The sequence below is a fragment of the Rhodovulum tesquicola genome, assembly GCF_024128855.1.
Classification (GTDB): Bacteria; Pseudomonadota; Alphaproteobacteria; order Rhodobacterales; family Rhodobacteraceae; genus Rhodovulum; species Rhodovulum tesquicola.
This window is the reverse complement of the sequence record NZ_JAMYDV010000001.1, coordinates 487,363-500,039: the sequence shown is the minus strand read 5'-3', so window position 1 is coordinate 500,039 and position 12,677 is coordinate 487,363. Positions and strand designations below refer to the sequence as shown.

14 protein-coding genes are annotated in these 12,677 nt (G+C 71.3%); 5 read left to right on the top strand and 9 right to left on the bottom strand.

Annotated features, from left to right (window positions below):
- Nucleotides 1-24 precede the first annotated feature (24 nt).
- Entirely contained in the window at nt 25-954 is a 930-nt protein-coding gene (locus tag NHN26_RS02390) for a hydrogen peroxide-inducible genes activator (protein WP_253087914.1), read from the top strand.
- Here the strand turns inward: NHN26_RS02390 and NHN26_RS02385 are convergent.
- The 7 genes from NHN26_RS02385 to NHN26_RS02355 form a co-directional block, all read right to left on the bottom strand.
- Entirely contained in the window at nt 906-2,165 is a 1,260-nt protein-coding gene (locus NHN26_RS02385; protein WP_253087913.1) for an MgtC/SapB family protein, read from the bottom strand. The genes NHN26_RS02390 and NHN26_RS02385 overlap by 49 nt on opposite strands.
- Before the next feature lie 129 nt (nt 2,166-2,294).
- Nucleotides 2,295-2,774: an Hsp20 family protein gene (locus NHN26_RS02380; protein ID WP_253087912.1), complete on the bottom strand. Its 480-nt coding sequence runs from the start codon at nt 2,772-2,774 to the stop codon at nt 2,295-2,297.
- A gap of 137 nt (nt 2,775-2,911) precedes the next feature.
- The gene (locus NHN26_RS02375) at nt 2,912-3,703 is read right to left on the bottom strand and encodes a trypsin-like serine peptidase (RefSeq protein ID WP_253087911.1); all 792 of its coding nucleotides are present in this window, start codon (nt 3,701-3,703) and stop codon (nt 2,912-2,914) included.
- A 33-nt stretch (nt 3,704-3,736) separates the two neighbouring features.
- Complete coding sequence (locus NHN26_RS02370; RefSeq protein WP_253087910.1) at nt 3,737-4,564, bottom strand: trypsin-like serine peptidase; 828 nt, start codon at nt 4,562-4,564, stop codon at nt 3,737-3,739.
- A 31-nt stretch (nt 4,565-4,595) separates the two neighbouring features.
- Nucleotides 4,596-5,897 (bottom strand): glycolate oxidase subunit GlcF, encoded by a 1,302-nt coding sequence (gene glcF / locus NHN26_RS02365; RefSeq protein WP_253087909.1) that lies wholly within the window; start codon nt 5,895-5,897, stop codon nt 4,596-4,598.
- A gap of 4 nt (nt 5,898-5,901) precedes the next feature.
- Nucleotides 5,902-7,101 carry an FAD-binding protein gene (locus NHN26_RS02360; protein ID WP_253087908.1) on the bottom strand — a complete coding sequence of 400 codons (1,200 nt, stop codon included), beginning with the start codon at nt 7,099-7,101 and terminating at the stop codon, nt 5,902-5,904.
- Nucleotides 7,102-7,171: 70 nt separating this feature from the next.
- Nucleotides 7,172-8,605, bottom strand: coding sequence for an FAD-linked oxidase C-terminal domain-containing protein (locus tag NHN26_RS02355; RefSeq protein ID WP_253087907.1), 1,434 nt, complete (start codon nt 8,603-8,605; stop codon nt 7,172-7,174).
- Between the two features lie 83 nt (nt 8,606-8,688).
- On the opposite strand from NHN26_RS02355, the gene NHN26_RS02350 reads away from it, so the two are divergent.
- Nucleotides 8,689-9,390 (top strand): DUF599 domain-containing protein, encoded by a 702-nt coding sequence (locus NHN26_RS02350; RefSeq protein ID WP_253087906.1) that lies wholly within the window; start codon nt 8,689-8,691, stop codon nt 9,388-9,390.
- 68 nt (nt 9,391-9,458) lie between these two features.
- On the top strand, nt 9,459-10,067 hold the full coding sequence (locus NHN26_RS02345) for a hypothetical protein (RefSeq protein WP_253087905.1): 609 nt from the start codon (nt 9,459-9,461) through the stop codon (nt 10,065-10,067).
- 18 nt (nt 10,068-10,085) lie between these two features.
- Here NHN26_RS02345 and NHN26_RS02340 read toward each other — a convergent pair whose 3' ends face one another.
- Together NHN26_RS02340 and NHN26_RS02335 are read right to left on the bottom strand one after the other, a co-directional pair.
- Nucleotides 10,086-10,628 carry a pseudouridine synthase gene (locus NHN26_RS02340; protein WP_253087904.1) on the bottom strand — a complete coding sequence of 181 codons (543 nt, stop codon included), beginning with the start codon at nt 10,626-10,628 and terminating at the stop codon, nt 10,086-10,088.
- Entirely contained in the window at nt 10,625-11,569 is a 945-nt protein-coding gene (locus NHN26_RS02335; RefSeq protein WP_253087903.1) for an ABC transporter ATP-binding protein, read from the bottom strand. Before NHN26_RS02335 ends, NHN26_RS02340 begins: the two co-directional genes overlap by 4 nt.
- A 97-nt stretch (nt 11,570-11,666) precedes the next feature.
- Here NHN26_RS02335 and NHN26_RS02330 point away from each other — a divergent pair, with 97 nt between their 5' ends.
- Nucleotides 11,667-11,876, top strand: coding sequence for a zinc-finger domain-containing protein (locus NHN26_RS02330; RefSeq protein ID WP_253087902.1), 210 nt, complete (start codon nt 11,667-11,669; stop codon nt 11,874-11,876).
- Nucleotides 11,873-12,652 (top strand): DsbA family protein, encoded by a 780-nt coding sequence (locus tag NHN26_RS02325; RefSeq protein WP_253087901.1) that lies wholly within the window; start codon nt 11,873-11,875, stop codon nt 12,650-12,652. The genes NHN26_RS02330 and NHN26_RS02325 overlap by 4 nt, the downstream gene beginning before the upstream one ends.
- The last annotated feature ends 25 nt before the right edge of the window (nt 12,653-12,677 follow it).

Sequence of the window (12,677 nt, the reverse complement as noted above, 5' to 3'; positions counted from 1 at the left end):
TAATGACAGTGATAATCCCAGCCTATGATAAGCCTCACCCTCAAGCATCTGCGCTATTTCGAGGCGCTCGCCCGGCACCGCCATTTCGGCCGCGCCGCCGAGGATTGCGGCATCTCGCAACCCGCCCTGTCGGTGCAGGTCAAGGAGCTCGAGGCGTTGCTGGGCGCCCCCCTGATCGAACGCGGCACCCGCCAGATCCGCCTGTCCGGGCTGGGCGAGGCGCTGGCCGAACGCGCCCGCGACATCCTGCGCGCTGTCGAGGAACTGGACGATCTGGCCCGCGCCGCGCGTGGCGGGCTGACCGGGCGGTTGCGGATCGGGGTGATCCCCACCATCGCGCCCTATCTCCTGCCCGGCCTCATCAAGGATCTCGCGGCCCGCAATCCCGATCTCGACATCCGCCCGCGCGAAGCCGTCACCCAGGTCCTGATCCGCGATCTGGTCGAGGGGCGGATGGATCTGGCCATCGTCGCGCTGCCCGTCTCGGAACCCGCATTGCACGAGGAACCGCTCTTCGACGAGGATTTCGTCCTTGTCCGCCCGCTTGCCGATGCCCACAGGCCGGTCCCCTGCCCCGAAACGCTGCGCGAGATGCGGCTTCTGCTGCTGGAGGAGGGGCATTGCTTCCGCGATCAGGCGCTGTCCTTCTGCGCCCCCACGACCCGCGCCGCGCGCGACATGATGGAGGGCAGTTCGCTTGCGACACTGGTGCAGATGGTCGGCGCGGGCATCGGCGTCACGCTGATCCCCGAAATGGCCATCCCCACCGAAACCCGCTCGGCCGCGGTCTCGGTCGCGCGCCTGCCCGCGCCCTGCCCGAAACGCACCGTCGGCATGGTCTGGCGCCGGACCAGCCCGCTGGCCCCGCAATTCGCCGCCATCGCCGCGATGCTGCGCCCGCCCGCTCAGCCCAGCGCAAGCGCCGCCGCCCCGGTGGCCAGCACGACCGCATAGACCGCCAGCACCCGCAGCCCGAAGCGCCCGCCGCCCAGCACGGCCGCGATACCGCCCTTGACCGCCGTATTGACCGACACGGCCAGCACGATGGCGGCCGCAGCGGTCTCCAGGCCCAGCCCGTCGCGGGTCATCCGCGCGACCGTGATCGTCAGCGCATCCACATCCGTCACCCCCGAGGCCGCCGCCACCGCCAGCACGCCGCCCGCCCCGAACCAGAGCTGCAGGTAATGGGTGGCCAGCACCACCCCCACCAGCACCGCCCCGAAGGACAGCGCCGTGCCCAGCGCCAGCGGGTTCGACAGCCCGTCCAGATCGGTCTCCGACCTCTGCCCCCGCCCCGCCGCCAGCGCCAGAACACCCGCCCCGGCAAAGCCCGCCGCCGCCATCGCCCCCAGCGGCACCAGCAGCGGCGCAAGCAGGTCGCGCGCAAAGATCGTGCCCACCACCAGCACCCGCAGGAAGGTCACCGATCCCGCCAGCACCACGCCGATCGCCATCACCGGCCCCAGCCGCGCATCGCTGCGCACCAGCCGCGACAGCGCCAGCGTGGTCGAGGTCGAGGAGGCCAGCCCCCCGAACAGCCCCGTGATCACCGCACCCAGCCCCGCCCCCGCCACCCGGATCGCCGCATAGCCAAGAAAGGACAGCCCGGCCACGATCACCACCGCCAGCCACAGCTCATGCGGGTTCAGCGCAGCCCCGGGGCCATATCCCCGGTTCGGCAACAGCGGCAGGATCACCACCGAGATGACGGCCAGTTGCACCAGCGCGGCCAGCTCGAACTGCCGGATCCGCGCGACCCAGCCATGCAGCACCCGCTTGAGCGACAACAGCGCCGTCGCCACCACCGCCACGGCCGCCGCCGCCGCCATGTCGCCCAGCAACGCCGCCGCCCCCAGCGCAAAGGTCAGCAACAGCGCGACCTCGGTGGTCAGGCCCTGATCCTCGTTCTCCTCGATCTGCGCCCAGTAGGTCACCGCGACAAGCGCCGCCATGGCCACGAAGGCCAGCCCCGGGAAAACCGGCCCGACCAGTATCCCCAGCCAGCCGCAGACCCCGCCCAGCAGCCCGGTCAACCCGAAGGTGCGCAGCCCGGCCACCCGCTCGCCCTCGGGCTCCTCGCGGGCATGCCAGCCCCGTTCCAGCCCGAACAGAAGCCCGATGGCCAGCGCAAGACCCAGACGGCGGAAAAGCTCGAAATCCTCCATGCCGCCGATTTAAGCGCGCGCGCACCGGATTCGGCCAGCGTCCTGCGCGGGAACCGTGGCCGCCGAAACGGCAACGGCGCGCGGAAGGCCCCGCGCGCCGGTCTTCTCATCGGTCGGCGATGGCCGGACCTACCCGGCCGTCTGCGCCTCCTCGGCCGGCGCCTGCGCCGGGATCGCACGGGCGCCCGCCGCCGCGATCTCGATGCGGCGGGGCTTCAGCGCCTCGGGCACCTCGCGCACCAGGTCCACATGCAGCATCCCGTCCACATGGCTGGCCCCCGTCACCCGCACATGATCGGCCAGCGCAAAGCGCCGCTCGAAGGCCCGGGTCGCGATGCCGCGATGCAGGAAGCTGCGCCCGTCGGGTTCGGGCGCCTTGCGGCCCGCGATCACCAGCGCGTTTTCCTTGACCTCGACCGACAGATCGTCGGCGCCAAAGCCCGCCACCGCGATCGAGATGCGATAGCCATGCTCGCCGGTCTTCTCGATATTGTAGGGCGGATAGCCCGGCTGGCCCATTTCGCTGGCCAGCAGCCGGTCCATCATGTCGGCCACCCGGTCAAAGCCCACGGTGGCGCGGTAAAGCGGTCCGAAATCATAGTGTCGCATGTCTGTCATCCTCTTCTGAGCGATGCAAGGAATGCCCTCCCCCTCGTCGGGACGGGCGATCACGCGGGCCCTGTCGGCACCCGCGAACCGGGATCTGGGAAGCCCGCCGGGGGCTGTCAAGAACCCCCGGGCCGCGCTCAGGGCCGGACGAAGCGCGCCCCGATCTCGCCGCGCGTGCCATCGCTCCCGGCCACGGGCAGGCGGCGGGCATCGACCCCCTCCCGGGGGAAGACGCCCCGCCCCGCGCGCAGCGCCGCGGCCAGCGCGTCCAGCGCCGCGCCCGCATCGGGGCCATAGGCGATGCTGCGCCCATCCTCGCGGAGGCCGCCCGACACGATGGACACGATCCGCGCCCGGCCCGACGAGGTCTCGAAGACCGGCGCCCCGGACGAGCCGAACCACACATCGCAGGAAAACGCATAGACCCCCGCCCCGCGGTCCAGCACGGTGCAGCCCGGCTGCCAGGACAGCGCCTCCTCGCGCCCGCGGGCATAGGAGACCACGCTGACCGCGCCGCCACGCCCCACCGCGCGCCCCGCCACGAAGGGCGCGGCCACGCCCGCCGGGATCGGCTCGGCCAGTTGAACCAGCGCCGCATCCGCCCCCAGCCGCGCCAGCGCGTCGCCCTCGTCCGGGCGATAGCCCTCATGGATCACCGCCCGGCGTCCGGCGACCTCGGCGATGGCGGCCCCCTCGCTCAGCCCCGCACGAAAGGTCAGCCCGCGCGGATCCACGCGCTGGCCCTGACCGTCGAACAGGCAATGCGCCGCGGTCAGCACCAGGTCGGGCGCGACCAGAACCCCGGTGCAGAACGCGCCCGCCGCATGGTCAAGCCGGCCCACCGCCTCCCAGCCCAGCAGTTCGGCGCGCTGGCCCAGCCGCCTGAGCCCGGTATCGCCCAGCGCCGGAAACGCGACCAGCGCCAGCATCAGAGCCAGGGAAAGCCGGGGGCACCGCATCGCTCAGGGCCTTACGAACCGCGCGCCGCCACTCGCGCGCGCGCCGCCCTGCCCGAAGCGCGGCGCCGCCCCGGCCGCGCCGATCACGCCCTCGCCCGCCGCAAGCCGGCCCTGCAACAGCTCCAGCGACGCGCCCAGCGCCGTGCCCAGCGCCACCGGCCGCGCGGCCAGCTCGGCCTTGGCCGACACGACGGACACGATCCGCGCCACGCCATCCTCGATCCGGAAGACCGGCGCGCCCGAGGCCCCGAAATCCACCTCGCAGGACAGCATCAGGACGCCCGGCTGCAAGGCCAGCACATGGCAGACCTCCTGCAGCGAGGGGGCCTCGGACCGGCCCTGGGCATAGGACACCACGCCCACCGCCGCCCCCATGCGCGGCCGATCCCCGGTCTCGAAGGGATGCAGCCCCGGCAGCCGGATCGCCTGGTCCAGTTGCAACAGCGCCAGATCATGGGACACGCGCGCGATGTCGTCCGGCGCGTCATAGCGGTAATCGGGATGAACGACGCCGCGGCGCACCTTGCGATAGGCTTCGGCCCGGCCATTGCGCCAGCCCGCCCGGAATTCCAGCCCGGACGGCTCCACCGGCAGCCCGCTCGCCCTGTCGAACAGGCAATGCGCCGCGGTCAGCACCAGATCCGGCGCGATCAGCGCCCCGGTGCAGAAGCCGCGCCCGCCGATCTCGATCCGCCCGACCGCGCGCCAGTCCTTCGAGGCGTCGCAGCTTTCCAGCGCGCGCAATGTCCCGTCCTGCGCCGCCGCGATCCCCGCGCCCAGCGCCAGCAAAAGCCCGGCCAGCGCCGCGATATGTCCGAACGGTCCCGCCATGGAACCGCGATAGCACCCGCCCGGGGCAGGATTATGGCCGCACCCCCTGGTCCGCGCCCAGCGCCCGCGGCCGCGGCCCGCCCGTCGCCCAGTCCAGCAACTCGACCGTATGGACCACCGGAACCCCGGTGCCCGAGCCGATCTGCATCATGCAGCCGATATTGCCCGTGGCGATCACCTGCGGATCCCGCGCCTCCAGCGTCCGGACCTTGCGCGCCTTCAACTCGGCCGAGATCGCGGGCTGCAACAGGTTGTAGGTGCCCGCCGAGCCACAGCACAGATGCGCATCCGCAGGCTCCACCACCTCGAACCCCGCGCGCTGCAACAGCGCCTTGGGCGCGGCCTTCACCTGCTGGCCATGCTGCAATGAACAGGCCGCGTGATAGGCCACCCGCAACCCGCCGCGCCCCTCGGGCAGGCCCAGCCGCTCGACCAGTTCGGAAATGTCCAGCGCGCGCGCCGCCACGGCCCGCGCCTCGGCCTCCAGCGGATCGCCCGCGAACATGTGGCCGTAATCCTTGATCGTCGTCCCGCAACCGCTGGTATTGACCACGATCGCATCCAGCCCCTCGCCCGCGATCTCGGCGCTCCAGGCCCGGATCGCGCGCGCCGCCATCGCGTGGCTGTCCCCCACCCGCCCCATGTGATGGGTCAGCGCCCCGCAACAGCCCATCCCCCGCGCGATCACCACCTCGCAACCCAGCCGCCGGAGCAGCCTGATGGTCGCGTCGTTGATATCGGTATCCAGCACCCGCTGCGCGCAGCCCGTCAACAGCGCCACCCGCATCCGCCGCGCCCCGATTGCGGCAAAGACCTGCGGCCGGTCATTCGGGCTGCGCTTCGGCAGGCGCGCGGGCACCATCGCCATCATGGCCTTGATCCGCGCATCGGGCAGCAAGGCCGCCACCGGCCGCCCCAGCTTCGCCAGCCGCATCGCGATCCGGAACCGCGCCGGATAGGGCAGCGTCTTCGCCACCATCCAGCGCAGCGCCCGGTCAGTCAGCGGGCGTCGATAGGTCCGCTCGATATGCGCGCGGGCGTGATCGACCAGATGCATGTAATGCACACCCGAGGGGCAGGTCGTCATGCAGGCCAGGCAGGACAGGCAGCGGTCGATATGCCTGACCGTCTTCTCATCCGCCGGCCGGTCATTCTCCAGCATGTCCTTGATGAGGTAAATCCGCCCCCGCGGGCTGTCCAATTCGTCGCCCAGAACCTGATAGGTCGGGCAGGTCGCGGTGCAGAACCCGCAATGCACACAGGCGCGCAGGATCTCGTTCGCCCGCGCGATGCCGGGATCGCGCAACTGGTCTTCGGTGAAATGCGTCTGCATCGCGCTAGCCCATCAGCCCGGGGTTCAGAATGCCGCGCGGATCGAACTGCGCCCTCAGCCCCCGCGCGAGCGCCGCCAGCGGCGCCAGCTCGGGCTGGAACACCGGCACCGCGGCACGCAACGCCTCCGGCCCCTTGACCAGCGTCGCATGGCCGCCGCCCAGTTCCGGATCGGCCATTTCCGCCTGCAGGTCGCGATGGAACCGGATCGCCCCCGCAACCGCATCCGCCGCCCCGAAGCGCGGCGCATAATCCGCCGCCTGCGCCTCGGTCATCCCGATCCAGCACAGGCCCCCGGCCCAGTCCACCACCCGGTCGAACCGCGCCGTCCGGTCCAGATCGGCCCGCAGCCCCGCCCGCATCGCGCCGGGCGCCATCGACACCCGCCAGACAAAGGCGTGCCCGGCCAGCGCCTCGACATCCCGGATCGCCCGCCACAGCCGCGCATTCGCCTCGGCCCCGGTCTCGACCGTCACCTCGCCCGGACCGGCCAGCAGCGCCCGCAACCGCCCCGCGCGATAGGCCACCGACCCCGCGAAGCCCTCCAGCCGCAGATGCACCTCACCCTTCCCCGGCAGCCACGCCGCCCCCGAAACCTCGAAGGGGCTCTTCATCGCCCGCGTCATCGCCTCGAAGGCCCGCGCGCCATCCGCCCCGTGCAGCGTGACGGTCGCGACACTCTCGGGCACCGGCAACAGCTTGAAGGCCACCTCGCTCAACACCCCCAGCGTGCCCCGGCTGCCCGCCATCAGCTTGACCAGGTCATAGCCCGTGACATTCTTCATCACGCGGCCCCCGTTGCGGATCACCGCGCCCCGCCCGTCGACGAAGCGCACCCCTATCAGGCTGTCGCGACAGGCCCCCGCCTGCACCCGCCGCGGCCCCGAGACATTGCCCGCCACCACGCCCCCGATGGTCGGCACGCCCGAACCGCCCAGGAGCACCCGGTGATCCATCGGTTCGAAGGCCAGCCGCTGCCCCTCACCGGCCAGCACCCGCTCGACCTCCTCCAGCGGCGTGCCCGCGCGCACCACCAGCGTCAACGCGCCCGGCTCGTAAAGCACCACCCCCGACAGCCCCGCCACCGACAGCGCCTCGCCCTCGACCGGCCGCCCCACCGGCCGCGTGCCCCCGCCCAGAATGCGCAACGGCCCGGCCGCCGCCGCCACCGCCTCGGCCAGCTCCGCTTCCGTCCCCGGTCTCATCATGCTTCTTCTGGCTCCAAATATCCTCGGGGGTGAATTGCCCGCAGGGCAAGAGGGGGCGGAAAGCCCCCTAACCCGCCCGCCGCCCCGCGCTCGCCTCCAGCGGAAAGACCTTGGCCGGGTTCAGCAGCCAGCCGGGATCGAACACGTCCTTCACCCGCATCTGGGCTTCCAGGTCCACGGGGTCGAACTGCACCCCCATCAGGTCGCGCTTCTCGATGCCCACCCCATGCTCGCCAGTCAGGCAGCCGCCCACCTCGACGCAGAGCTTCAGGATCGCCGCCCCGAACGCCTCGCAACGCTCCAGATCGCCCGGCGTGTTGGCGTCGAACAGGATCAGCGGGTGCATGTTGCCGTCCCCCGCATGGAACACGTTGGCCACGCCCAGCCCGAACTCGGCCGACATCTCGCCGATCCGGCGCAGCACATGGGGCAGCGCCGAGACCGGGATCGTCCCGTCAAGGCACATGTAATCGCCCAGTTGCCCCATCGCGCCAAAGGCCGATTTCCGCCCCTTCCAGATCGCCGCACTTTCCGCCTCGGACCCGCTTTCGCGCAGTTCGACCGGATCATGCCTGCGGGCGATCTGCTTGATCAGGCCCAGCTGCTCGTCGATCTCGGCCGGGCTGCCCTCGACCTCGACGATCAGCAGCGCCTCGCAATCGGGATAGCCCGCGCCGGCAAAGGCCTCGGTCGCGCGGATGCAGGGGCGGTCCATGAACTCGATCGCCACGGGCAGCACGCCCGCCTTGATGATGTCCGCGACACAGGCCCCCGCCACTTCGGAACTGTCGAACCCCATCAGCACGGGCCGCGCCCCCTCGGGTCTGGGCAGGATGCGCAGCGTCGCCTCGGTCACCACGCCCAGTTGCCCCTCGGATCCGCAGATCACCCCCAGCCAATCATAGCCGCCCGCATCCATATAGGCCCCGCCGATCTCGACCACGGTGCCGTCCATCGTCACCAGCGTCACGCCCAGAAGGTTGTTGGTGGTCACCCCGTATTTCAGGCAATGCGCGCCCCCCGAATTCATCGCGATATTGCCCGCGATGGCGCAGGCCAGCTGCGACGAGGGATCGGGCGCGTAGAAGAAGCCATCCGCCTCGACCGCGCCGGTCACGCTCAGATTGGTGCGCCCGGCCTCGACCCGGATGACGCGGTTGTCGTAATCGACCTCCAGCACCCTGTTCAGCCGCGCCACGCCCAGGATCACGGAGTCCGCCGTCGGCATCGCGCCGCCCGCCAGCGACGTGCCCGACCCGCGCGGGACCACCGGCACGCCCTCCTCGTGGCAGATGCGCAGCACGGCCGCGACCTCCGCGGTCGAGCCGGGCAGGACCGCCGCCATCGGCGGGCAGCGATAGGCGGCCAGCGCGTCGCATTCATAGGCGCGCGTTTCGGCCGGATCGTGGATCACCGCGCCCTCGCCCAGCACCTCGGCCAGACGGGCCACCACATGCTCCTTCTTCGCGATGACCGCGGCATTCGGCACGGGCATATCCATCGGCGTTCCTCCCTTATTGGTAAGAAATTATAACCAATATTCCGCGCTGACAAGCGCTTTCCCCTGCGTCTAGGCTCGCGCCCATGGAACTGCTCGACCGGATCGCAATGTTCACGGCGCTGGATGCCGCGGCCCTCGGACTGTGGATCGCGGCCTGGCTCTGGATCGGCTGGCGAATCGAGCATTCCTCGGCGGCCCGCCCCTCGGTCTCGGTGCTGATGTCGGGCTACCGGCGGGAATGGATGCGCCAGCTCGTGACCCGCCAGCCGCGCATCTTCGACGCCACCATCCTGTCCACCCTGCGCCAGGGCACCACCTTCTTCGCCTCGGCCGCGATGATCATCATAGGTGCGGGACTCGCGCTGATCGGCAATACCGAGCGGCTGCTTGGCCTGGCCGAGGATCTGACGCTGGACGCCGCCCCCGCCATCGTGTGGGAACTGAAGATCCTCTCCATCCTGCTCTTCGTCGCCAATGCCTTCCTGAAATTCGTCTGGTCGCACCGGCTGTTCGGCTATTGCGCGGTCATCATGGCCGCGGTCCCGAACGAGCCCGAGGACGCGGCCGCCCTGCCCCGCGCAGCCCAGGCCGCCGAGATCAACATCACCGCCGCGCGCAGCTTCAACCGGGGCATGCGCTCGCTCTATTTCGCGCTTTGCGGGCTGGCCTGGCTGCTGGGGCCGCTGCCGATGATCGCGGCCACCGCGCTGACGACCTGGGTGCTCTGGCGGCGCGAATTCGCCTCGAACTCGCGCCGGGCGCTGCTCGGCGAGGGCGCGCCATGAGGACCGCTCGACAGACGGGCAGAGCCGGGCTAGCCAGTGACCAACGCCATCGACCCGACGGAGCGCCCGTGACCAGAACCCGTTCCCCCCTCGCCGCGCCGATCCTTGTGGCCGCCCTCGCGCTGGCCGGCTGCGCCGCCGCCCCCCCGGGACGGGACAGCCTGCCCCCGCCCGATCCCGCCGAGGTCACGGCGCTGGCGCGCACGATCCAGGATCTGGGCCCCGGCATCGACCCCGCCGAGGCCGCCCGCGCCGCCGAGATCGCGCATGCCCATGCCCGCCAGCTGGCGCGCGACTACCGCGTGACCGACCCGCCGCTGGTGCATAACACCAAGGTCAACATGGGCCTGCGCGACCGGGGCCTGTGCTATCACTGGGCCGAGGACATGGAGGCCCGCCTGGCCCAGGAAGGGTTCCGCACGCTGCAATTGCACCGCGCCATCTCGCCCGGCGAGCGGCTGTTCCGGATCGACCATTCCACGGTGATCCTCAGCCGAAAGGGCGATCCGATGCAGGCGGGCGTGGTGCTCGACCCGTGGCGGACGGGGGGCGACCTGTTCTGGGCGCGCACGCCGGAGGACCGGAAATATGCCTGGCGCCCCCGCGCCGAGGTGCTGGCCGAAAAGGCCGCCACCGCGGGCCTGAGCGAGACCGCCTCGACCAGCAACCGGCAATAGCGCGGCACGGGCCGGTCTTCAGGCCGCGCGCCACGCCCCGCTCTCCAGCCCCACCAGCGTCCAGTCGCCGACCTGCCAGCGGATCAGCCGCAGCGTGGGGTGGCCCACCGACGCGGTCATCCGGCGCACCTGGCGGTTGCGGCCCTCGGTGATCGTCAGTTCGATCCAGCAATCGGGCACCGACTTGCGAAACCGCACCGGCGGCGTCCGCGGCCACAGCCCGGGCGGATCGCCCTCGATCCGGCGCACGCGGGCGGGCCGGGTCGGCCCGTCCTTCAGCGTCACCCCCCGGGCCAGCGCCTCAAGTGCGGCGTCGGACGGAATCCCCTCGACCTGCACCAGATAGGTCTTGGCCAACTTGTGGCGCGGATCGGCGATGCGGGCCTGCAACCGCCCGTCATCGGTCAGCACCAGCAATCCCTCGCTGTCGCGGTCCAGACGCCCGGCGGGATAGATGCCGGGGATGTCGATGAACTCGGCCAGCGTCCGGTGGCCGCCGCCCGCGTCGGTGAATTGCGACAGAACCCCCCAGGGCTTGTTGAACAGGATCACCCGGCTCACGCCGCGCCCTTGGCCGAGGTCAGTTCCACGAAGACGTCCTCGAGGTTGGGTTCCTCGGTCGCGATGTCGCGGATCGTGATGCCCGCATCGCGCACCGCCTCGATCACGGCGCCCGTGGGGATCTCGCGGCGGCGATAGGTGAAGCACAGCGCGCCGTCGCGGCGCAGGCTGGCTTCGACGCCGGGCGGCATCGCGGGGGGCGCGCTCACCGGCGCTTCGGGATGGATCACCAGCGTCTTGGCATCCATCCGTCCGATCAGCGCCGCGGTGGAATCCCGCGCGATCACCTCGCCATGGTTGATGATCGCGATCTCCGCGCACATCTGCTCGGCCTCTTCCAGGTAATGCGTGGTCAGGATGATCGTGGTGCCCTGTTCCTCGTTCAACCGGCGGATATTGGTCCACAGCATCTGGCGCAGCTCGATATCGACGCCCGCGGTCGGCTCGTCCAGCACCAGAACCTGCGGACGATGCACCAGCGCCTTGCCCAGCAGCAGACGCCGCCGCATCCCGCCCGACAGGTTGCGGGCATAGGCATCGGCCTTGTCCTCCAGCCCGATGGCCTTAAGGATGCGGTCGGTGATGCGCTGCGATTTCGGCACGCCATACAGCCCCGCCTGCATTTCCAGCGCGGCGCGGGGGGTAAAGAACGGGTCGATGTTCAGTTCCTGCGGCATGACGCCGATGGCCGCGCGCGACTGGCGCGGGTTCACGTCCTGATCGAACCCCCAGATCCGCACCTTTCCGCCGGTCTTCAACACCAGACCGGCCAGGATGTTGATCAGCGTGGACTTGCCCGCGCCGTTCGGCCCCAGCAACCCGAAGATCGAGCCTGCCGGGATCGCCAGATCCACCCCCTTCAGCGCCGGTTTCGGGGGCTGGCCGCCGCTGGCGGCATAGGTCTTGGTCAGCCCTTCGATCTCGATCGCGTTTTCGCCCATCTGTGCGCCTCTGCCGCTTGCCCGTGCCCCGGTCCTCGCTATCATGCCCCCCGAGTTAACGCGACCCCGTCGCCCCGGCAACGAGCGGAGCCCAGAGATGACCACACATGCCACCCGCGACCCGCGCGCGATCGACGCCCCCGAGACCGAGATCGTCAGCCAGTGGCGCGTGGCCTGCGATGGCTGCGGCCCCGCGCTGGGCCATCCCCGCGTCTGGCTGGTGATCCCGCACGAGACGGGCTTTGTCGATTGCGGCTATTGCGACAAGCGGTTCGTTCACGAGAGCTTTGCCGACAGCCTGGGATGAGCGCGCCTGACCCACGCGGGCGGCTGCGGCGCAACCTGTTGTGGCTGGGCGGCATCGCGCTGGCCTATGGGGCCATCGCCTCGGGTCCGGGGCTGTGGCGGCGGGCCTTTCCGCCCGGTTTCGAATTCGCGCCGGTCGCGGGCCTGCCGGGCTTCCGGCGGCTTGACACGGGCGCGGTTTCGGCCGGTTCGCCGATCCTGATCGGGCTGGGGGACGCCCCGCCCCGCCCGGCGCCCGAGACGCTGCGCGACGGGCTGTGCGGGCATCTGTTCGGGGGCGCGGTCGGCACGGGTGCCGTGCCGGTGGCCTATTTCACCGATGTCCGCTGCACCTGGTGCCGGGTGATGACCCCCTTGCTGCGCGAACGCGCCGGGGGGGCTGTTCCCTCGATCCGGCTCGCATGGCACGAATTGCCCCTGCTGGGCGAGGCGTCGGTCATGGCCGCGCGCGCGGTGCTGGCCGCGGCGGAACAGGGCGCGGGGCCCGCGCTTCACGCGCGGATCTCGGGCGGTCGCATCTTGCCCACGCCCGAGGCACTGGCGCGGCTGGCCGATGCGCTGGGGCTCGATGGCGCGCGGCTGCGGACCGACATGGACGCGCCCGGGATCGACCGGCAACTGGCGACCAGCCGGGGCCTTGCGGATCTGTTCGGCTTTTTCGGCACGCCCGCGCTGGTGGTGGGCCGCACCGCCGTTCTGGGCCGGATCGAGGCCGCCGATCTGGACCGCCTGATCGCGCTGGAGGCCGCCGAGGCCGCGACCGCCCCCTGCGCCTGAAGGCTGGCGAAGCGCGCGCCGTCAT

Coding starts and splice junctions, on each gene's coding strand:
- NHN26_RS02390 (WP_253087914.1), top strand. CDS start 25: ATGATAAGCCTCACCCTCAAGCATCTGCGCTATTTCGAGGCGCTCGCC.
- NHN26_RS02385 (WP_253087913.1), bottom strand. CDS start 2,165: ATGGAGGATTTCGAGCTTTTCCGCCGTCTGGGTCTTGCGCTGGCCATC.
- NHN26_RS02380 (WP_253087912.1), bottom strand. CDS start 2,774: ATGCGACACTATGATTTCGGACCGCTTTACCGCGCCACCGTGGGCTTT.
- NHN26_RS02375 (WP_253087911.1), bottom strand. CDS start 3,703: ATGCTGGCGCTGGTCGCGTTTCCGGCGCTGGGCGATACCGGGCTCAGG.
- NHN26_RS02370 (WP_253087910.1), bottom strand. CDS start 4,564: ATGGCGGGACCGTTCGGACATATCGCGGCGCTGGCCGGGCTTTTGCTG.
- glcF (WP_253087909.1), bottom strand. CDS start 5,897: ATGCAGACGCATTTCACCGAAGACCAGTTGCGCGATCCCGGCATCGCG.
- NHN26_RS02360 (WP_253087908.1), bottom strand. CDS start 7,101: ATGAGACCGGGGACGGAAGCGGAGCTGGCCGAGGCGGTGGCGGCGGCG.
- NHN26_RS02355 (WP_253087907.1), bottom strand. CDS start 8,605: ATGGATATGCCCGTGCCGAATGCCGCGGTCATCGCGAAGAAGGAGCAT.
- NHN26_RS02350 (WP_253087906.1), top strand. CDS start 8,689: ATGGAACTGCTCGACCGGATCGCAATGTTCACGGCGCTGGATGCCGCG.
- NHN26_RS02335 (WP_253087903.1), bottom strand. CDS start 11,569: ATGGGCGAAAACGCGATCGAGATCGAAGGGCTGACCAAGACCTATGCC.
- NHN26_RS02330 (WP_253087902.1), top strand. CDS start 11,667: ATGACCACACATGCCACCCGCGACCCGCGCGCGATCGACGCCCCCGAG.
- NHN26_RS02325 (WP_253087901.1), top strand. CDS start 11,873: ATGAGCGCGCCTGACCCACGCGGGCGGCTGCGGCGCAACCTGTTGTGG.